The following is an 18,987-nucleotide window of genomic DNA, read 5'->3' on the forward strand; positions in this document are numbered from 1 at the left end:
GAAAAAACAATATATTTAAGCTGTCGGGGCCAGAGTCACGCCCGATCGACAATATCAGTCATAGATCGGCATAAATCCGCCCCCACCGGCTTCTTGTGGTCGATCGCACGCACGCGATCTAAGTTTTTTTGTGTACGAACGTACACAATTACTTGAGCGAATAAAAACTTTTCAGGTCTTGTCGCTGACGGGGACTGAAATTTTGAGACCCAATGGGTCTCAAAATTCCTTCACAGAAAAACCCGGTGTTGCAGCGACGGCATCTGGCGGCGGACTTGTTCTAGTCGATCGGGATTAATTTCTGCAATCGCCACACCCGGTTCCTCTCCAGCATCCGCCAAAATGGCACCCCAAGGGTCTATAATCATCGCGTGACCGTGTGTTTGACGGCGGCCGTAGTGGTGTCCAGTCTGTGCCGGGGCAATCATATAACAAGTATTCTCGATCGCCCTAGCTTGCAACAAAACCTTCCAGTGATCCTTGCCCGTGTAAGCGGTAAACGCCGCCGGCACGAACAAAATATCAGCCCCCTTGTACGACAAATGCCTGTACACCTCCGGGAACCGCACGTCATAGCACACCGAAAGTCCTAGGGTTCCCAAATCCGGCGACACATAAACAGGCGGCAAATCTTCACCAGCTTTCACAGTGTTCGATTCCCTGTAAGTAATGCCGTCTGGCACATTCACATCGAACAAATGGACTTTTCTGTACCTTGCCACTTCAGTGCCGTTTGGGTCTACCAGCAAACAAGTATTGTATACCTTCCCCCCCTCCGTCGGCACTGGAAATCCGCCGCCCAGAATCGTTACCTGGAACCGTTGGGCCATCGTTTTGAGGAATTTTTCGCTTTGGAGCCCGATCGCCTCTGCTGAAGCAATCTTTTCCTCCTCCTCTCCCATAAACGAAAAATTTTCTGGTAAGGAAACTAACTCCGCACCCCGACGCACTGCCAGGTCGATTAATTCCTCTGCCTGAACCAAATTTTTTTGCAGGTCAGGCAAGCTAGTCATTTGAATTGCTGCGGCGAGATAAGACTTCATCGATTCCAAATATTAGTCATTAGTCATTAGTCATTAGTCATTAGTCATTAGTCATTGGGAACTAATTTGATAACTAAATAGTTTATATCCTTGGCTTTAACCCATTTAGGGGCTGGCTTTGCACCAACTAATCTGGTTTGAGAGTTTTGATATTTGAGCTTTAAATTAACCTGTAACTCATCACTCAAAACTCAAAACTCTCAACTTTTTTCTCCTAGGTTTTGCAACCTAATTTCCCTCAAATCTTAAGGCATCGGATGGAAAAGCAGGTCGGGGAAAAAGCGGTTAAATTCAATTAAAGCCGCGCCTTGAATAGATAGCCAAAGGATAGCCAATACTGGGGCGGTCGAAAGAAACTTGACAAAGTATTGCATGAATTCTGCTCCTGAAAATTCGAGACAGTTGGTAATTGCCGATCGATAAGCGCGCTAATTGCTAATTTCTAGTTAATTACTTAACTGTTAGCTATTAGCTCTTCTCCATTTCCCAATTTTAGCGGGGGGAAACAGTAATTTCGTCGTCCTTGGCAAACATTTCACCGCTGGTGATTGATGTGAGAGCTGCCAGAGGCCATAAAACGCCGCTCAGCATACATTTGATTGCCAAAGGAACGTCGATAATAATCTCTTTTTCCTCTGGGGTTGCTGATTTTTTGGTAACTTGCAGATAAGAACGGCCTACCCAACCAATCCAACCAGCCATATACAAGAACAGTATGCTAGGAATCAAAAAGTCCCCTGCTTTGCTCAAGTTGCCGTCTACGATTAAGTGCGGGTATCCTTCCGGGCCGCACATAGCTTGAGAATAGCGATCGAATCTTGCTTTCGCAGATGCGGGGTCGCCATTGGTAGAACGTGCATTTTTAGCCAGTTCCTTGAATTCGGGAGAGTCTTTGCACGGCACTAAATTGTAAGCCGAAGCAACTGGAGCAAAACTGATCCAGACACTCAACACTAAAATTGCAGCAAACAATCGTCGCATGGAATTGTTTCCTTTTGTTACAAAACAATAAGTTTTTGTACAAGCATTTCAACTTGCCGATCTGGAATCCAGATTACCGTGTTTGTTGACAGTGTAAAGTATCCACCATTAATGCGGCAAAGCCCAATAGAATGAGGGATTCCCGTTTTCATAGGTCAATGCTGAGCTAGCAATACCGCGAGGATATTCCTTCATTGCATCCGATGATGGCCTTACCTGTCGATCGGGCAAAAATCCCTTAACAATAACCTGAATACAGGTAGAGCGGGGGACTTGCGCCGAATTAGTTAAGCTAGCAATAACTAACCTATCAAATAAAATTAGCAGTTAATGGCAACCATTTTCGCAATCGAAACAAGTTGTGACGAAACAGCAGCAGCAATTGTTAAGAATCGTCAAGTTTGCAGCAATGTTGTAGCATCACAAATTAAAATCCACGAGCAGTATGGCGGGGTAGTGCCGGAAGTGGCTTCGCGGAGTCACCTAGAAATGCTCAATCAGGTAATTGCCCAGTGTCTCGGTGAAGCAAACCTGAGTTGGTCAGAAATTGACGGCATTGCAGCGACTTGTGCCCCCGGTTTAGTAGGTGCATTGTTAGTCGGGCTGACAGCGGCGAAAAGCTTGGCAATAGTCCATCAAAAACCTTTTTTAGGCGTCCACCACCTCGAAGGACACATCTACGCTTCTTACCTTACCGAACCCGACTTGCAGCCACCGTTTTTGTGTTTGTTAGTTTCCGGGGGACACACTAGCTTTATTTACGTCAAAGATTGCGGCGTTTATGAAACTGTAGGGCAAACACGCGACGACGCCGCCGGCGAAGCTTTTGATAAAGTCGCGAGACTGTTGCAGCTAGGATATCCCGGCGGGCCGCTGATTGACAAATTGGCCGCCCTTGGCAATGCCCAAGCATACCCTCTACCAGAAGGCAGAATTTCCTTGCCTGGTGGTGGCTACCATCCTTACGACAGTAGTTTTAGCGGGTTGAAAACCGCAGTTTTGCAATTAGTGCAGAAACTCAAGAAACAAAATAACAATGTGGGTGCGGAAGGCATCTTGCCTGCCTCTACAATTAATGATATTGCGGCCAGCTTTCAGGAAACAGTAGCCAAGGGTTTAACAAAAAGAGCGATCGACTGTGCCGTAAATTTCGGGCTTACCACTATTGTAGTCGGCGGGGGAGTTGCAGCAAACAGCGGACTCCGAAAACACTTACAAGCAGCAGCAGCAAAACACAACTTGCGGGTATTGTTTCCGCCATTAAAATATTGTACAGACAACGCAGCAATGATTGGCTGTGCAGCCGCAGAACACTTGCAGCGAGGACACACATCACCGCTAACTTTGGGAGCAAATTCAAGAATGGCTGTCAGCGATATTATGGAACTGTACAAGAGTCATTAGGCATTGGGCATTGGGCATTGGGCATTGGGCATTGGGCATTGGGCATTGGGCATTGGTACTAACTCACAAATAACCAATAACTAATAACAACAGTCAACAGTCAACAGTTAACAGTTAACAGTCAACAGTCAACAGTCAACCCAACGATGAAAATCCGCGACGCAGAAGAAAGCGATTTGCCAGCAATTGTCCAAATATATAACGCAGCAATACCGGGCAGAATGGCCACAGCAGATTTAAAACCAGTCTCAGTCGAAAGCCGCCTCCCGTGGTACAGAGAACACTCCTCCAATTCCTGGCCGATTTGGGTAATGGAATCAGAACAAAATATTGTTGGCTGGCTGAGTTTGCAGATTTTCTACGGACGCGCCGCCTATCAGCATACAGCAGAAGTTAGCATTTACGTCGCACCCGATCGCCAACGCTGCGGAATCGGACAAAATTTATTGCAATCGGCAATTGTGCGGAGTCCAGAATTGAAGCTAAAAACTCTCATAGGAATAATTTTTGCTCACAATCAGCCGAGTGTAAGATTGTTTGAGAAATTTGGCTTTCAGCGGTGGGGATATTTGCCACAAGTTGCCGAACTTGACGGCTTTGAAAGAGATGTCGTAATTCTCGGTTTGCGTTGTCTGTAGGGAAACGGCAATGGCCATTGGTGTCAACTTAAACTGTCAGTCCGCCCAATCCTTCCGTCCGCCCGTCAGTCCGCCAGGGAATGAATTCCCTGTCTAATAGCGAAAGTCCTCTTAAGAGGACTAATGAATCTTAAATTTTTCTTCTGAGTCCTCTTAAGAGGACTTTCGCTTTGAGGCAGGGAATTCATTCCCTGCCGGACTATCGGTTGTACGTTAAGTTGTCACCAATGGGCAATGCCGTGTCCTAATTTGGAGGAAACGGCAATGCCGTTTCCCTACCTCAATCTGTTAAAATTGTAATTTCATCCAAAGATGCGATCGCCACATCAGCATTTTCCAAATGACTAACCTGGGCCTTTCCCCAACAAATCCCGATACAGCCAGCCGCGCCCGCATTTTTACCCATCTGAATATCGCCCGCTGAATCTCCCACCATCAAAGTTGCTGCGGGATTTACTCCGAGTTTCTCACAAGCTTGCAAAAACAATTTCGGATCTGGTTTATGAACCGTTGAATCAACTCCCATTTCTAACTGAATGTAGTCAGCTAATGCGTGGTGTTTCACAAACTTCTGCACAACCTCAGTCGTAGCAGCCGAAAGAATTCCCAGCTTTAAACCCGCTTCCGAAAGATATTTCAGCACTTCCAAACTGCCGACAAATAAAGGAGAAACAGCACTATTTTTAAACATTTCGTCAGCTTCGTCAAAAGCGCGCCGCGCAATCGTTAAAGATTCCAGCCATCCTCTGCCGGTTTCGGCGATGTATCCCGCTGCAACAATCTCATTTTCCCTACGACTACCGACTGCTAGCAAGCCTGTGGGGTCGATGCTGCCAGGTTCGATGCCGAAAGCCATTTGTAAAGGCTCTCCAACGCCCGGAATTTGAGCGTCTGCGAGGCGCGATCGCTTCATCCCCAACAATCTCAAAAACTCCTGAGAATCCTCTAGAGTGCCGTCTTTGTCAAAGATTACGGCTTGGATATTAGAGAAGGTAATGCCCCGACATTTAATAGTTACCAAGAATCTGAACTCCGTAATATTTATATCAGGACACAACAATGTTGTGTCCCTACAATATCATGTGCGATCGATTAACCATAATACAATACGCTTGGGTTAGTGTGAAAAAAACCGATCGTGCGTAGGTTGGGCCCGTGAAACGGAGGGTGCGCTACGCTTGGAGCCCACCTACAGAAGAGTATTGAACCATAATATGGCGGCCGGGGCGGGTTTTTGAGATTGTCAATTATTGGCAGGTATTGTTGGTGAACCCGCCCCTACGAAAATCGCGCTTGATGACCGGAGATCATATCAGTGGCCGAGGCGGGTTTTTGAGATTGTCAATTATTGGCAGGTATTGTTGGTGAACCCTTCGACTACACTCAGGGCATCGCCCGCCCCTCAAAGAATCACGATCAATTGACATGATTTCTGTAGGGGCGGGTTCACCCTGATCTTCAACACAAATCCCAAATTCAATAAACCCGCCCCGGCCGGATATTACGATCGATCGACCGGACATGATATCATACAAAATATTTAAAATCGTCCTACTAAATTAGCCACCATTAATCCTAGTACAACCGGCTCGATCGGCTTAACCATATGCCTTTGAAAACCAGCTTCGATCGCCCTTTCGCGTTCTTTATCGCCTGCATAGGCAGTCAGCGCCGCGGCGGGGATTTCTCCTCCGGCTTCCGCAGCAAGAGCTCGCACTTCTCGAATTAAGAAATACCCATCTTCCTCTGGCATTCCGATATCGGAGATGAGCACGTCATATCGGCCCGGATTTTCAGTCAAAGCAGCGATCGCACTTCTGGCAGATCCAACTGCCAAAACCTCCGCCCCGTAGCCTTCAAGCACAAATTGTAAGAAGTCGCGGGTATCGATCTGATCGTCTACGGCTAAGATGTGCAAGCCTTCTAGAGAGGGGACGCGATCGCTAGAGGCGTTTAAAGGCCCTACCAAAGCAGTTGACTTTAAATCGATCGCCGCTGTCAACTCAGCAGGCAGCGATCGCAACGGCAATCTCACAGTCATTGTAGTTCCTTGTTCCTCACCCGGACTTTCGGCTTGCACCGTTCCCCCGTGCAATTCAACCAAGTGACGCACTATCGATAAACCCAATCCCAGCCCTTGATTCGCCTTAACGCTGCTGGAATCGCCTTGATGGAAACGATCGAAAATATACGGCAAAAATTGTGCCCCAATGCCTTTTCCCGTATCGCTGACTCGAAGTTGAGCATGATCCTCGATCGTCGATAGCATGATTTCCACTCGTCCCCCCGCCGGAGTAAACTTAATCGCATTAGACAGAAGATTCCACACAACTTGCTGCAAGCGATTAATATCTCCTAAAACACTCGTAGAAATCAACTCCGAAACAATTTGAATGTTTTTTGCCTCGGCTGATAATTGAACCCCCTCCAGCGCTGCTTGCACCACTAACCGCAGATCGATCGGACAAATGCACAGTTGAAGCTTGCCGCTGGTAATCCGGGAAATATCCAGGATATCTTCGATTAACTGAGATTGCGCCCTCGCGCTGCGCTCGATCACCTCTAAAGCCTTAGTAACGGCTGGTTCCTTCAGTTCCCCCGAACGCAGAATTTGTGCCCAGCCCAGGATCGGAGTCAAAGGATTGCGTAATTCATGGGAGAGATTCGCCAGAAATTCATCTTTACTACGGTTGGCTGTTTCTGCCTGTTGGCGGGCCAACTGTTCATGCAGTAATAACTGCGATCGTACAGTCTCAAACTGCTTGCGCTGCGTGATATCCTCGATCGACAACAGAATCATTAAAGCTTGATCTTCTCGTTCAAGTTTACAAGCATTCAGCAGCATGGTTTTCTGCCCGATCTGCTCAAACAGGTGATCCAACTCAAAGTTTTCAAGCTGAACATCACTAACCAGAATATCTTCCAGAATCCATCGCAATTGCGGGATATTCCACTGCCCATTTCCCAATTCAAACAGCGAAGATTGCGCTGTTTCTGGGGATGAAACCTGAAACGTTTCATAGAACGAGCGATTTGCTTTATTCACTCGGAAATCAGCATCTAGGACGACTAAAGGCGTTTGCACAGTTTCCACAATGGTTTCAGCATAATTTCGGGCCTCCTCCAAGGTTCTGGCACTGCGTTTAAGAGCATCGATATCGAGCAAAACCATCACCACACCGTCAATCTGGTTTTCCGTTGTCCGGTAAGGACGAATGCGGAGGTTGTACCAATATCCCGATAAAGTTTGAACTTCTTGTTCTTTCGTCTGGAGAGTATCAATCACCTCCAAAATCATCTGTTCCAAGTCAGGAACGTTCAGAGTTGAGCGGATGTCGCTAAAAGGCCGTCCAACATCTGTGGGAATCACACTAAAAATTTGCTGTGCCGTTGGCGTAAAGCGTCGAATCTGTAAATCGTTTGTCAGCATTAAGATAGGGATATTGATACTGGAAAGCAAATTTATCAGATCGTTATTGACCAGGCTTTGTTCAATATTTCGGCTGCGAAGTTCATCGTTAGTGGTAGTGAGTTCCTCGTTAGTGGCTTGAATCTCTTCTTTGGCAGTCTCTAACTCCTCATTCGTGCTTTGCAACTCCTCGTTGCTGGATAGGATTTCTTCGTTGGCAATTTTGAGGTCTTGGTTGAGACTTTCCTGATCCTGGATCACCGCTTGCAGTTGAGATTGAGCCGCAGTTTTTTCTTGGTTAGCCGCTGCAACTTGCTGGCTCAGCAGCTCAATTTCGCGCACTAAATCAGCTTGCTCGAAGCTTTCAGAAGGGAGAGTGCTGAAGTTAAGCACGGGGGGTGCAGCCTCTTCAAATACCACCAAAAAGTAGCGTCCTTCGACCGCCGGTGGCCCGAAGGGAATCACCTCAAAATTGACGATACTCGATCGTCCGCCCGATTCAAGCAATACCCTTTCTTTCCTAATGGTTACGTTCTGCGTTTGTGCCTGATAAATCGCGGTGCGAAGCTCAACCAGCAAGCCTGCCCTTGCCATTGCCAGCAAGTTTAAGTCGGGCGTTCCGGCTACCACTCTCAAGTAAGGATCGATGTCTCCCCGCACTTGCAGGATTTTCATCTGCTCGTTGACAACCACACTGGCTGGGGCATATCGATTTAAAATCAGTTGGTCAGTTTCTTGTTGTAAATCCAAGCTATTCGTAAAATTGTTTTTCACTTCCTCCCGTTCACGTGCTTTAGCGACGGGATAGGAACTCGGCGTAAACGAAAAATGGGGACGAGTCGCAGTCAACTTTTTGGCATAAATTTTAGACTTTTTATCCACTGAAGTAAACAAGTAGGAAAATTCTCCGGTACTCTCAGAAGTGCCTAACAGGAGAAAGCCCGTTGGCTTAAGACTGTAATGGAAAATCGGCATCACTTTTTTTTGCAATGACTCTCCCAAGTAGATCAGCACATTGCGACAGCTAACTAAATCGATATTGGAAAAAGGCGGGTCACTGCCTAAGTCTTGTCGGGCAAATACACAAAGTTCGCGGACTGCCTTGCTGATTCTATAGCTACCTCTTGCTTCGGCAATAAAGAAGCGAGTACGTCGTTCTGGTGAAACATCTACCATCTGGTTTTCTGAGTAGACGCCACACCTCGCTTTGTTGATAGCGTGTTCGCCAATGTCCGTGGCAAAAATCTGGATCGGTGGCTGAATGGCTCGATCGCCCAAAAACTCTAACAAGCAAATGGCGATCGAATAAACTTCTTCACCTGTCGAACATCCCGCCACCCAAATCCGAATCGGAGTTTCGGCCGATTTATTTTTGGTAATCGTGGGGAAAACCAGTTCTTTTAACTTTTCAAAGGCTTCGGGATCGCGGAAAAAACTGGTAACGTGGATCAGGATTTCTTCATACAGGGCTGTGACTTCAGCCGAATTGTATCGAAGATGTTGGGCGTAATCATCCAAGATTTCCAGCTTGTACAACACCATCCGTCGCTGGATGCGTCGAGCGATCGTCCTGGGTTTGTACTGGCTAAAATCAACGCCTGTGGTGGATTTCAGCAGCGCAAAAATAGTAGCCAGGGCATCTCCCTGTTCGGGCGATTCCTCAACTTTTGTCATGGCAAGCGGGCCAGTGAGAAGGGGATTGTGACTATAGTTTGCCAGTTCCTCGGCAATTTTTTCCGGTGGCAGAACGAAATCGACATTGCCTGTCGCAACAGCGGTATTCGGCATACTATCGAATTTTGCTGTGTCTTGACATTGAGCAAAAGTCATGCCTCCGGCTGCTTTGATTGCCTTGAGCCCGAGTGAACCGTCTCCGTCTCCCCCGGATAATACTACGGCGATCGCTTTGTGCCCGCGATCGATCGCCAATGAGGTAAAAAACGCATCTCCCGGCATATATTTGCCATAAACCTTCTCGCGCGGTGATAGTTGCAGGACGCCTTTAGATAGCACCATCTTGGTGTTAGGCGGAATAACGTAGACTTGATTGGGTTCTACAGCTACGCCGTCTTTTACCTCATTCACAGGCATTTGGGTGGTTCTCGCGAGAATCTCGCTAAGCAGACTTTTGTGATTGGGATCTAAATGCTGAATCAGCACAAACGCCATACCCGTATCGGCCGGTAAATGGCTGAGTAACTGCGTGAATGCTTCCAACCCTCCTGCTGAGGCGGCAATTCCAACAATGGGAAAGGGGGCATCGGTTTCGGTTAATTGTTCGCTGTCGAGGGCGGCTGGTGCGATGGCTTCGGGTGTATTTTCTGGAGGTAATTGAGGAGAAGTCATGATGTGAAGTCCTTGACTTCAGTTATTTAGGAGCCAACATATTGGTAAGCGTGTGGCTGGTTAATTTAGACTATTTTTATCAGAGCTTAGGTTATCACCAGAAGGCTGGTAGCTTAAGGATGAGATGTGGCTTTTAAGTAGGGAAACTCCAACAGCCTTTCGTCGTGTCAACTTAAGCTGTCAGTCCAGCAAATCCTCACGCCCACCCTCCAGTCCGCCAGGGAATGAATTCCCTGTCTAATAGCTAAAGTCCTCTTAAGAGGACTAATGAGTTCTTCAGTCCTCTTAAGAGGACTTTAGCTTTGAGGCAGGGGTTTCAACCCTTGCCGGACTGTCGGACTGTCGGACTATTGGTTCTACCTGGTTGTTGACACGACGAAAGGCTCTTGGAGTGTCCCTACCCGTTATCTGTTGGAGTGTCCCTACCCGTTATCTGTTGGGGCGATCGCAACAATAGGCTGGCAATAACCAAGTAGTATATCAGCGTTTGTACCTAGCTTTTTTCAGCGACAAGTGTAGGAGACAGCGGGATTACTGATTCTGTATTAATTCTAGCAGTATAAGCGACTTGTGCGCCTTGTATTCCTTTTAAATCTTCTACTCGTTTTTGAATTTCGGAAACTCCAGCAGCTTTTAATGCTGTTAAAAATGCTTCGTCGCTGTAAACATCTTCGGAAAAGGAAACTTCGTCACTTTTAGAAAGATTTTGAATGCGGGCGGCTTTGTTGACTGTAGAGCCAAAATAGTCGATCGAATTATTAAGATTTACCAGCAAAGCCGTACCTCGGTGAATGCCAATTCTGACTTGAATCCACTCTTGTTGTTGGCGAGTTGAGTTATACTCTCTCAAACAACCTACAGCATCAGCGACAGCCATAATTGCTTGTTCGTTGCTGATAAAGGAAGCCATGACCGCATCGCCGATGGTTTTAATAACTTTACCGCCAAATTTCTCGATCGACTCAAAGAAAATTTCAAAATGATCGCGAACAATATTGTAAGCTTTAGTATCTCCCAGTGTTTCGTACATTCTGGTAGAACCGGTAATATCAGTAAACATAATAGTAATCGCCCGAATCTTGACTCGCTCTCTTTCCGAGATTACTTGATTGCCGAACAAACGCTTATAATCCGGGTGATGAAGCAGTTGCATTCCTGACAGCCGCAGTGGCAGTTGTTCGACTGTCAATTCATCGGGCAATTCATCTGAATGCAAAATCAGCCCCGACAAATTGTGTTCGGTATTAGTTAATTCGAGCTTAACTTGTCCCGGACGCACGGCCAGCTCTTTTTTGTCAAAATCTGGGCCGGCCAACTGCTGGAGTTTAATTTCTTGTATGGCTTCTGTTTCTTCGCCTTCAACCTTTAAAATCCCTTTAGCTAAAGTCAGGGGGCAGCAGTAGCGGTATCTACCTTCTTCTAAGCTAACAGTCTCTGATTCGGTGCAGTATAAAGGCGTTACCAGTTGCAGTTTGCTCTTGAGTACGGGAGGGGGAGCGCAGACGGGCCGCAGTTGCGGGTCTTCGATTTCTTTGTTTAGGGAAAAAGTAACTTCGACACGATCGAGCAAATCAATTTTAAACTCGCGCTCGCACATCGGGCAAAAAGACATTTCTGATGTGTCTGCCAACTCCTTAAATTCTTCTGTAATCATGTTGCAGTGGGGGCAGTGAATATCCCAGTGCAAGTCGAAGGCACCGGCTTTCACTCCGTGCAGAAATTCGGAAGTAATTTTTTTAACATTCTTGACTGTATCGCCTGCTACGTAGTAAGGATTAATTCTCAATCTCTGCAAAATGTGGGAACCGGTTAACCAGTTTTCAATTTGGTCGATCGTTCCTTTGCTACAATTGGGACGTTTTTTTAGCTGTTCTAATTTTTCTTTTAATAGTTCGATGTTCATAATCCACTTGCCTTTGACCGTCAGGGCAAGAAATTTATAAGAATTTTGTTGTAGAATTTGCTCTTCTTGTTGGTTCTGCCGTGAGAATTCTGATGAGCTTGCACCTGTGCCGATGTCTCTAACCTTTATAAATCTTAACAAATTAGCACGATGAAGGCCATGCCTATTTAGGCAGATTGATCGCGCTGCCACTTTTTTTAATTCAAAGTGCGATCGGTGCATCGGCCTACAGAAAGATATTAAATCTCGGTAATTAAAAATGGGGAATTGGCAATTGAGAATTCTAAACCAATACGCTTGGGTTAAAACTATTTATTCCGGGCGATATCCCCCTAAATCCCCCTGATTGTTGGGGGACGCAAGAGTAAGTTCTTGTCCCCCCCTTGTAGGGGCGGTGCCCCCGTGCCCGCCCGGTTGCGCCAGGGTGATCGAGCTTCACTGAACCGTATTGAACTGTCAACCACCCAGCAGCGACTAATGACTAATAATTAATGACTAACTAAAAAAAAAGAGGGAGTTTTCCCTCTTTTAATCACACTAACTGCGCTGTTATTCTTCCGTCGCAGGAGGGATTTCTTCCTCTACATCTAATACTGCTTCGGGTGCTGCTTCTGGTGCTGCTTCTGGTGCTGCTTCGGGTGCTACTTCCGGCAGATCCTCTTCCATTGCTGAGGGTACATCTTCGAGTATTTCGTCGGAGAGGTCATCATCAGCATCAGTTGAGTCTACAGGAATGTCTATGCCTGCTTTAGCTTGCTTTTGAGCGAGCATTTTCTCGCGGAACTTAGCTGCCATTTCCTCAGCTTTTTCGTATACCAATTCGCGATTTTTGACCATCGCGCCCGGTTCCGGTTCCAACTGCTTGGTGGAGAGAGAAATCCGGCCCCTCTCGGCATCCAAGTCAATGATCATCACTTTCACTTCGTCGTTGACATTGAAGACGCTATGAGGCGTATCGATGTGATCGTGCGAAATTTCCGAGATGTGCAGCAAGCCGCTGACGCCGCCGATGTCGATAAAGGCACCGTAAGGCTTGATACCGCGTACTGTACCGATGACGACTTCCCCGACTTCGAGGCGGTTCATCTTGCGCTCAACTAAGGCGCGACGATGACTCAACACTAGGCGGTTGCGGTCTTCGTCTACCTCTAAGAATTTTAATGGTAATTCTTCGGCGACTAATTCTTCCTTCGGTTTGCGGGTACTTATATGAGAACCGGGAATAAAGCCTCGCAAGCCTTCTATTCTCACGAGTGCGCCGCCGCGGTTGGTGGCAAATACTTGCGATCGTACTGTGGCATCTTCTGCTTGCAGTTGTCGCACTCTTTCCCACGCCCGCATATACTCGATGCGCCGGATGGACAGGGTTAATTGTCCGTCTTCATTTTCATCGGTTAGAATGAAAAATTCTCTGGTTTCGTTAGATTGCAATACCTCTTCAGGGCTTTCGACTCGATTGATCGACATTTCCTGAATGGGAATGTACGCTGCTGTTTTAGCACCGATATCAATCAGAGCGCCCCTCGGTTCTATACTAAAAACTGTACCCGCTACTACATCGCCCGGGCTAAAGTGATAGTCATATTTATCAAGTAGGGCTGCAAAATCTTCGTGAGTAAAGCCGATGTCTTTGACTGTGGTTTTGAGATTGACCATGCGAATAGTTTCCTAGGATTTCTCTCCTTCATGTTTTTCGTTTGTGCCGGCAGATATTAGAGATTTTGGTGAAAAAGCGATTAACTTTTTTCAAAATCTTTTACTAAAGTCAGTTTTTGCTAACTTTTGCCAGGTGCAACTGCACACCAGCGCTTGCCATTACTGTTACTCCATACTCTGTGTTAAAACGTTGAATCTTAACATTCCGAGTCAAGTAGACTATTTTGACACTCTCAGGTATAAATAAACTGAGATTCTTCGTTCAACGAGCCGACTTGCTGGCGACAGGATTACTCCCGTCTAAGTAGAGGTCGGTTTCTCCAGAAGCGTAAATTTCGGTATGCCCTACCGTATTTAATTAGGCACCGATCTTTAGTTAGGTTTTGTTCAAATGCGAGCTTTCCTAAACTGCAACACCGTTAGGTGTGACTACGCACTCAACTAATCCAGTTAAGTTTTTACGTTGTCTAGTTATACTCTATTTTAGACCGATGACGATCATATCACACCCAGCACTGTTACTGAGAAAAAAGAACACTCGCTCGAGTCAGTAACTCAGGGCTTAAGCCACTGAGCTTGTAAGAGAAATCGAACAAGCTGTACTGACCAGCCTAAGCCCTTCGCGGGCTACGTTATTAAGGTCACGACACCCTGGGATGCGAAGCTAGTCCCTCGCTCTGTCGCTGGTAGTTAAACAGTCTTAAAGTCCCTGAGACAGTGCTGCCAGCTTAACAAGCCTTTATAACCTTGGCGAAGCTAACATTACCCCGCAAGGGAAACTGAGGCAACCATACCTCGTCGGAGGGGCAACCATACCCCTCCAACCCCGAAAGGGGATTCAAGGCGATTGAAATCGCCGGGTCGTTTTCCACGAGCGGGCTGAAGCCACTGAGTTTCCCACTTACCGAGTGTTTTTTATGAGAGTCCCTTGAGTCGCTATTCCTCTGGGCCTTCCTCGCGACACGGTTTTCCATCTCAAGCGAATATTTCTCTAAATTAATTTAAGCGAGCTTAGCTGGGAGTAGCGCAGGATGCTGGGCTTTCTCGATCGACTGATTCCGAATCCGGCAAATCTGCGTCAAAATTCGGTCTAGTTTCTGTAACTTCAGCTTCGTTGAGGGGATTCTGAAGGTGATTTAGGGTATCTACAAAATCTCGGATGCCTCGAAATTGCCGATATACGGAGGCAAAACGGACATAAGCGACTTCGCTGAGCGGCCGCAGGTGCAACAGCACCAGTTCCCCTATTTCTGAACTGGCGATTTCTCGGAGCGATCGACCTTGGAGTTGGGCCTCGATTTCTTCGGCGAGAGTTTCGAGATGCCCGGAAGACAAACCGGTTTTTTCGCAGGCCCGAATCAATCCCCGAACTAATTTTGACCTGTCAAAAGATTCGCGCTTGCCGTCCCGCTTGATCACCGTAATCGGCACAAATTCTATGCGTTCGTAAGTTGTGAAGCGGTGCTGGCAGTTCAAACACTCACGCCGCCGACGGATGCTTTGACCTGATTCGGCTGAACGCGATTCTAGAACGCGGCTATTTGTGTGTTGGCAGGAGGAACAGCGCATGATTGCTGATTTTAACAGGCATTGCCAGCAAATTGCCATTCATCTAACCGCTTGGGGTCTGATGAATGGCTGGACTAGAAAAATCACTTAGCACACAGCGGTGAAAGAGTCCCGCACCAAATTAGATCACTATGATGCGGGCTAACCGCAGTCCGGTTCAGGATATTTTGGACTTACCGCAGGCGTATAGCTAATTATTTGCCAATCCGGGGAGGTTCCCGAAATGCGATCGCAAAAAATAGTACGCCTATGGCTAAAGCCAGAATCAAAATGTAAGCAACACTTTCCATGTTAAATTTTCCCTATCTTCCCTTGCCGTATTATTTTATCGTGAACAAACCTGACGGTCAACTGAGTACAGTTAGACCGCAGGCTTCTTTTTCCTTTTTTTCAAAGGCTTTTTATAGTGAGGTAGTTCCACCCCCACTTGCTAATATAGTATCAGAGTATTTCCCGATCATCTTGGGGTTTAAAAGAATAATTGTCGGTTTCGGTACCGAAACCCGACGAGCCTTTCATCCCAAGGAGTAATTCCCAACGGGGTAATTCGCGCAGCGCTCAGATTAATCCCCTCTAAATATACGCCCGGAACTTCCCGGCTGGTAGTTAATTGCTGGTTTTATTCTTAACTAAAAAAACCCGGTTTCTTAAAGAAACCGGGTTTTTGTGTAGCGGGGAAGTTTCCCCCCTACCCAGAGGCTGGCGAAATTTAGAGAGGTTCTTCTCTTCTGGTGGTCACGTCGCCCAGTTTTTGGAACAGGCCCCACTCGACTTGTTCTTCCAGGTCAGCCTCAACTCCAGCAAACACGTCGCGGAAAATAGTCCGAGAACCGTGCCAGATATGGCCGAAGAAGAACAGCAAAGCAAAGCAAACGTGTCCGAATGTGAACCAACCGCGAGTCGAAGTGCGGAACACCCCGTCAGAATTCAAGGTTTCGCGATCGAATTCAAATACTTCACCTTTTTGAGCAGCGCGAGCAAACTTCTTAACATCTAGAGGATTATTAAAGGTTTGACCGTTAAGTTCGCCGCCGTAGAAGCTGACGGTAACTCCGCTTTGTTCAAAGCTGTATTTTGATTCAGCACGGCGGAAGGGGATGTCAGCGCGAACGACCCCATCTTTGTCCGTCAAAATTACTGGGAAGGTTTCAAAGAAGTTGGGGAGGCGGCGAACCGACAATACCCGACCTTCGCTGTCAGTAAATACTGGATGGCCCAGCCAAGATTTAGCAATACCGTCGCCATTGACCATCGCGCCGGCCCGGAACAAACCGCCTTTAGCAGGAGAGTTGCCCACGTAGTCGTAGAAAGCCAATTTTTCGGGAATTTGTTCGTAAGCGGATTGGAAGCTAGCGCCACCGGCCAAGCTAGCTTGAGCTCTGCGATCGATTTCTTGTTGGAAATAGCCACTGTCCCACTGATAGCGAGTCGGGCCAAAAAGTTCGATCGGAGTTGCAGCAGAACCGTACCACATCGTACCGGCAACCACAAAGGCTGCAAAGAACACGGCAGCGATACTGCTAGAAAGTACAGTTTCGATATTCCCCATCCGCAGGGCTTTGTAAAGACGTTCCGGCGGCCGCACTGTCAAGTGGAACAAACCGGCAATTACGCCGACTACGCCCGCTGCAATGTGGTGAGCCACGATGCCGCCCGGATTGAACGGATCGAAGCCTTCAGGGCCCCAAGCAGGCGCCACTGGCTGGACGTGACCGGTCAGGCCGTAGGGGTCGGACACCCACATTCCTGGGCCAAAAAGTCCCGAAAGGTGAAATGCGCCGAAGCCGAAGCAAAGCAAGCCGGAGAGGAACAGGTGAATGCCAAACATTTTTGGCAAGTCGAGGGCCGGTTCACCGGTGCGAGGGTCTCTGAAAAGTTCTAAGTCCCAAAATACCCAGTGCCAAACTGCTGCTAAGAACAGCAGGCCAGAGAGGACGATGTGAGCGACGGCGACGCCTTCAAAGGACCAGAAGCCCGGATCGACGTTACCTTCGCCAGTGATGCTCCAACCGCCCCAAGAACCCGTAACTCCCAAGCGAGTCATGAAGGGCAACACGAACATCCCTTGACGCCACATTGGGTTCAGAACTGGGTCTGTGGGATCAAAAACTGCTAGTTCATAAAGGGCCATTGAGCCGGCCCAACCTGCCACGAGGGCAGTGTGCATTAAGTGTACAGAAATCAATCGGCCTGGGTCATTTAAGACGACTGTGTGTACGCGATACCAGGGTAGTCCCATTGACTGCGGTTCTCCAAGGTGTAAGTGATGATGTCTATTTTTACGGAAAAATCAGATTCTAAATCCCCAGCAGTTACCTGCAGGGTTTAAACTCTGCCTTTTGCCGACTGCCATCTACCTTCAAAGGTGGAGGCATAAAAATGAAAGTTATTTAAAGAAGTGTATCGAGTGTTAGAACCGATTGCAATATGTTGAGCATTACATTAGTTGCGGGTTTCCCATTTCGCAGCGGGCGGCGATCGTCCCGAGGCGTTCGAGGACTTGCTCGGCATCGATCAGTCTGGTGAGCTTAACGTTGCCGATATTTTTGGCGGGATCGGCAGGATCGGGAGAGACGGCAGGTTGGACTTCTACCATGAGTACAGCGTCTTCTACGCGGTAGAGCCACATTTTTTCGTTGCGATCGGAAAGACAGAGGTTGAGCTGTTGGATGTCTGGCTGGCGTCTCCAGGCGGCGTGAGTCCACTCGCCGCCAACGCCCCACACGCGCCCAACTTTCCAGCCGTCGGATAAGAAGAAGTATTTCACTTGTGTACGCTTGTTGAGATTTTTTTGTCTAACATAACGCAAAACTGCAATTGTACGGAATTATTGAACTGCGAAGACGCGAAGGGTGCATATAAATATTGTTATTCGATCGACTATTGCCTATAATATGCTATGTAAGGCATAATTGATCCAAATGACATGGAACATTGAGTTTCACTTTGATTTTTACTCTGAGTTTACCGAATTCCCCACTGATGTCAGATTAGAGCTTTTAGCAAAACTCACACTGTTACAAGAATTTGGTCCAAATCTCAAGCGCCCCCACGTCGATACTCTCAATGGTTCTACCTATGCCAATATGAAAGAACTTCGGTTTGAGGCGGCTGATGGAGTTTGGCGAGTCGCTTTTGCATTTGACCCGCGCCGCTCTGCGATTCTGTTGGTAGCTGGGGACAAATCTGGTGGAAGTGAAAAGCGATTTTACAAGCAACTAATTAAAATAGCAGATAGTAGATTTGCCGACCATTTGACTAATTTGACTAAGTTAATGGAGCAAGAAAGAGATGACAATTAGCCTGAAGACTGTTATGGATAATTTACCTCTCGACCAACGAGCAATAGTCGAAAAGCGAGCGGCCGAATTAATTGCAGAAGAAATGACATTGCAAGACTTACGAAAAGCAAGGAAATTTACTCAGATTCGCATGGCAGAATTATTAAATATGCGTCAAGAAAATGTCTCGCGACTCGAACGCCGTGCGGATTTGTTGGTATCTACTTTGCAAAGTTATATTGCGGCAATGGGGGGGGAGTTGTCATTTGTCGTAGAATTCAAAGATCGACCCCCCGTAAAAATTACTGGATTAACATCAATGTTTGAAGAAAGCAGCTACACTAATGGAGAGGAAGAGTTTTAATTGACGAACACCTGTTGTTTGAGTGCGATCGAGTCTTCAAAGTTGTTTGTAGCGTGCAAAATTTTGGATTAGCTGAGAGTATTTAGGCAAGTAGCTGACGATACCAAAGCCAAATGTGCGTATCTAGCAAGAGCTTCAGGACAGGACATCCCAAGTTACCAGGTTAGAGGTTGGCTCGATGATATCTCCGATAATTTTGCCACTATCTTTGGCAGATCCGAATGTCGATCGTTTACTTTTTTTGATGGGGGAGATAATGGCAACAGGCCGATCGTTTTGGGCGATGGTGAGGGGTTCGCCTGTTTGTATGGCTTGGGTGAGTAGGGCTTGGATGGTTTCGGGAAGGTCGGAAAGGGCGATCTGTGTCATGGTGTTAGTAGGGTTGGTGGCAGG

General features: G+C 47.1%; 16 protein-coding genes. 4 read left to right on the plus strand and 12 right to left on the minus strand.

Annotation, left to right across the window (positions count from 1 at the left end; all coding sequences use genetic code 11):
* Positions 1–230 precede the first annotated feature (230 nt).
* From QUA00_RS10900 to QUA00_RS10910, 3 genes are all read right to left on the minus strand, one after another.
* Positions 231–1,043, minus strand: coding sequence for a carbon-nitrogen hydrolase family protein (locus tag QUA00_RS10900; RefSeq protein WP_333409605.1), 813 nt, complete (start codon positions 1,041–1,043; stop codon positions 231–233).
* A 245-nt stretch (positions 1,044–1,288) separates the two neighbouring features.
* Positions 1,289–1,417 carry a photosystem I reaction center subunit IX gene (psaJ, locus tag QUA00_RS10905; protein WP_106151078.1) on the minus strand — a complete coding sequence of 43 codons (129 nt, stop codon included), beginning with the start codon at positions 1,415–1,417 and terminating at the stop codon, positions 1,289–1,291.
* Positions 1,418–1,535: 118 nt separating this feature from the next.
* Positions 1,536–2,024: a Photosystem I reaction center subunit III gene (locus QUA00_RS10910; RefSeq protein ID WP_333138816.1), complete on the minus strand. Its 489-nt coding sequence runs from the start codon at positions 2,022–2,024 to the stop codon at positions 1,536–1,538.
* Between the two features lie 330 nt (positions 2,025–2,354).
* Between QUA00_RS10910 and tsaD the strand changes: the two genes are divergently transcribed.
* Together tsaD and QUA00_RS10920 are read left to right on the plus strand one after the other, a co-directional pair.
* The gene (gene tsaD / locus QUA00_RS10915) at positions 2,355–3,428 is read left to right on the plus strand and encodes a tRNA (adenosine(37)-N6)-threonylcarbamoyltransferase complex transferase subunit TsaD (RefSeq protein ID WP_333409606.1); all 1,074 of its coding nucleotides are present in this window, start codon (positions 2,355–2,357) and stop codon (positions 3,426–3,428) included.
* A 146-nt stretch (positions 3,429–3,574) separates the two neighbouring features.
* The gene (locus QUA00_RS10920; protein WP_333409607.1) at positions 3,575–4,066 is read left to right on the plus strand and encodes an N-acetyltransferase family protein; all 492 of its coding nucleotides are present in this window, start codon (positions 3,575–3,577) and stop codon (positions 4,064–4,066) included.
* 280 nt (positions 4,067–4,346) lie between these two features.
* Here QUA00_RS10920 and QUA00_RS10925 read toward each other — a convergent pair whose 3' ends face one another.
* The 8 genes from QUA00_RS10925 to QUA00_RS10960 form a co-directional block, all read right to left on the minus strand.
* Positions 4,347–5,087, minus strand: a complete 741-nt coding sequence (locus QUA00_RS10925) for an HAD family hydrolase (protein WP_333409608.1) — start codon at positions 5,085–5,087, stop codon at positions 4,347–4,349.
* A 519-nt stretch (positions 5,088–5,606) separates the two neighbouring features.
* Positions 5,607–9,821, minus strand: coding sequence for a chemotaxis protein CheB (locus tag QUA00_RS10930; protein WP_333409609.1), 4,215 nt, complete (start codon positions 9,819–9,821; stop codon positions 5,607–5,609).
* Positions 9,822–10,314: 493 nt separating this feature from the next.
* Positions 10,315–11,724: an adenylate/guanylate cyclase domain-containing protein gene (locus QUA00_RS10935; protein WP_333409610.1), complete on the minus strand. Its 1,410-nt coding sequence runs from the start codon at positions 11,722–11,724 to the stop codon at positions 10,315–10,317.
* A 549-nt stretch (positions 11,725–12,273) separates the two neighbouring features.
* On the minus strand, positions 12,274–13,380 hold the full coding sequence (locus QUA00_RS10940; protein ID WP_333138803.1) for a 30S ribosomal protein S1: 1,107 nt from the start codon (positions 13,378–13,380) through the stop codon (positions 12,274–12,276).
* Between the two features lie 1,011 nt (positions 13,381–14,391).
* Positions 14,392–14,949 carry a transcriptional regulator NrdR gene (nrdR, locus tag QUA00_RS10945; RefSeq protein ID WP_333138882.1) on the minus strand — a complete coding sequence of 186 codons (558 nt, stop codon included), beginning with the start codon at positions 14,947–14,949 and terminating at the stop codon, positions 14,392–14,394.
* A gap of 194 nt (positions 14,950–15,143) precedes the next feature.
* Positions 15,144–15,239, minus strand: coding sequence for a photosystem II reaction center protein T (locus QUA00_RS10950; protein ID WP_006635641.1), 96 nt, complete (start codon positions 15,237–15,239; stop codon positions 15,144–15,146).
* Between the two features lie 419 nt (positions 15,240–15,658).
* A complete protein-coding gene (gene psbB / locus QUA00_RS10955) occupies positions 15,659–17,188 on the minus strand; it encodes a photosystem II chlorophyll-binding protein CP47 (RefSeq protein ID WP_333138801.1) in 1,530 nt (509 codons plus the stop codon).
* 198 nt (positions 17,189–17,386) lie between these two features.
* Positions 17,387–17,716 (minus strand): hypothetical protein, encoded by a 330-nt coding sequence (locus tag QUA00_RS10960; protein ID WP_333105475.1) that lies wholly within the window; start codon positions 17,714–17,716, stop codon positions 17,387–17,389.
* A 154-nt stretch (positions 17,717–17,870) separates the two neighbouring features.
* On the opposite strand from QUA00_RS10960, the gene QUA00_RS10965 reads away from it, so the two are divergent.
* The gene (locus QUA00_RS10965; RefSeq protein ID WP_333305637.1) at positions 17,871–18,251 is read left to right on the plus strand and encodes a type II toxin-antitoxin system RelE/ParE family toxin; all 381 of its coding nucleotides are present in this window, start codon (positions 17,871–17,873) and stop codon (positions 18,249–18,251) included.
* Entirely contained in the window at positions 18,241–18,594 is a 354-nt protein-coding gene (locus tag QUA00_RS10970; protein WP_333409611.1) for a transcriptional regulator, read from the plus strand. Before QUA00_RS10965 ends, QUA00_RS10970 begins: the two co-directional genes overlap by 11 nt.
* Before the next feature lie 135 nt (positions 18,595–18,729).
* Here QUA00_RS10970 and QUA00_RS10975 read toward each other — a convergent pair whose 3' ends face one another.
* Positions 18,730–18,963 (minus strand): hypothetical protein, encoded by a 234-nt coding sequence (locus QUA00_RS10975; protein WP_333409612.1) that lies wholly within the window; start codon positions 18,961–18,963, stop codon positions 18,730–18,732.
* Positions 18,964–18,987 lie beyond the last annotated feature (24 nt).

The sequence above is a fragment of the Microcoleus sp. T2B6 genome (genome assembly GCF_036700475.1).
Classification (GTDB): domain Bacteria; phylum Cyanobacteriota; class Cyanobacteriia; order Cyanobacteriales; family Microcoleaceae; genus Microcoleus.

Coding starts and splice junctions, on each gene's coding strand:
- QUA00_RS10900 (WP_333409605.1), bottom strand. CDS start 1,043: ATGAAGTCTTATCTCGCCGCAGCAATTCAAATGACTAGCTTGCCTGAC.
- psaJ (WP_106151078.1), bottom strand. CDS start 1,417: ATGCAATACTTTGTCAAGTTTCTTTCGACCGCCCCAGTATTGGCTATC.
- QUA00_RS10910 (WP_333138816.1), bottom strand. CDS start 2,024: ATGCGACGATTGTTTGCTGCAATTTTAGTGTTGAGTGTCTGGATCAGT.
- tsaD (WP_333409606.1), top strand. CDS start 2,355: ATGGCAACCATTTTCGCAATCGAAACAAGTTGTGACGAAACAGCAGCA.
- QUA00_RS10920 (WP_333409607.1), top strand. CDS start 3,575: ATGAAAATCCGCGACGCAGAAGAAAGCGATTTGCCAGCAATTGTCCAA.
- QUA00_RS10930 (WP_333409609.1), bottom strand. CDS start 9,821: ATGACTTCTCCTCAATTACCTCCAGAAAATACACCCGAAGCCATCGCA.
- QUA00_RS10935 (WP_333409610.1), bottom strand. CDS start 11,724: ATGAACATCGAACTATTAAAAGAAAAATTAGAACAGCTAAAAAAACGT.
- QUA00_RS10940 (WP_333138803.1), bottom strand. CDS start 13,380: ATGGTCAATCTCAAAACCACAGTCAAAGACATCGGCTTTACTCACGAA.
- nrdR (WP_333138882.1), bottom strand. CDS start 14,949: ATGCGCTGTTCCTCCTGCCAACACACAAATAGCCGCGTTCTAGAATCG.
- QUA00_RS10950 (WP_006635641.1), bottom strand. CDS start 15,239: ATGGAAAGTGTTGCTTACATTTTGATTCTGGCTTTAGCCATAGGCGTA.
- psbB (WP_333138801.1), bottom strand. CDS start 17,188: ATGGGACTACCCTGGTATCGCGTACACACAGTCGTCTTAAATGACCCA.
- QUA00_RS10965 (WP_333305637.1), top strand. CDS start 17,871: ATGACATGGAACATTGAGTTTCACTTTGATTTTTACTCTGAGTTTACC.
- QUA00_RS10970 (WP_333409611.1), top strand. CDS start 18,241: ATGACAATTAGCCTGAAGACTGTTATGGATAATTTACCTCTCGACCAA.
- QUA00_RS10975 (WP_333409612.1), bottom strand. CDS start 18,963: ATGACACAGATCGCCCTTTCCGACCTTCCCGAAACCATCCAAGCCCTA.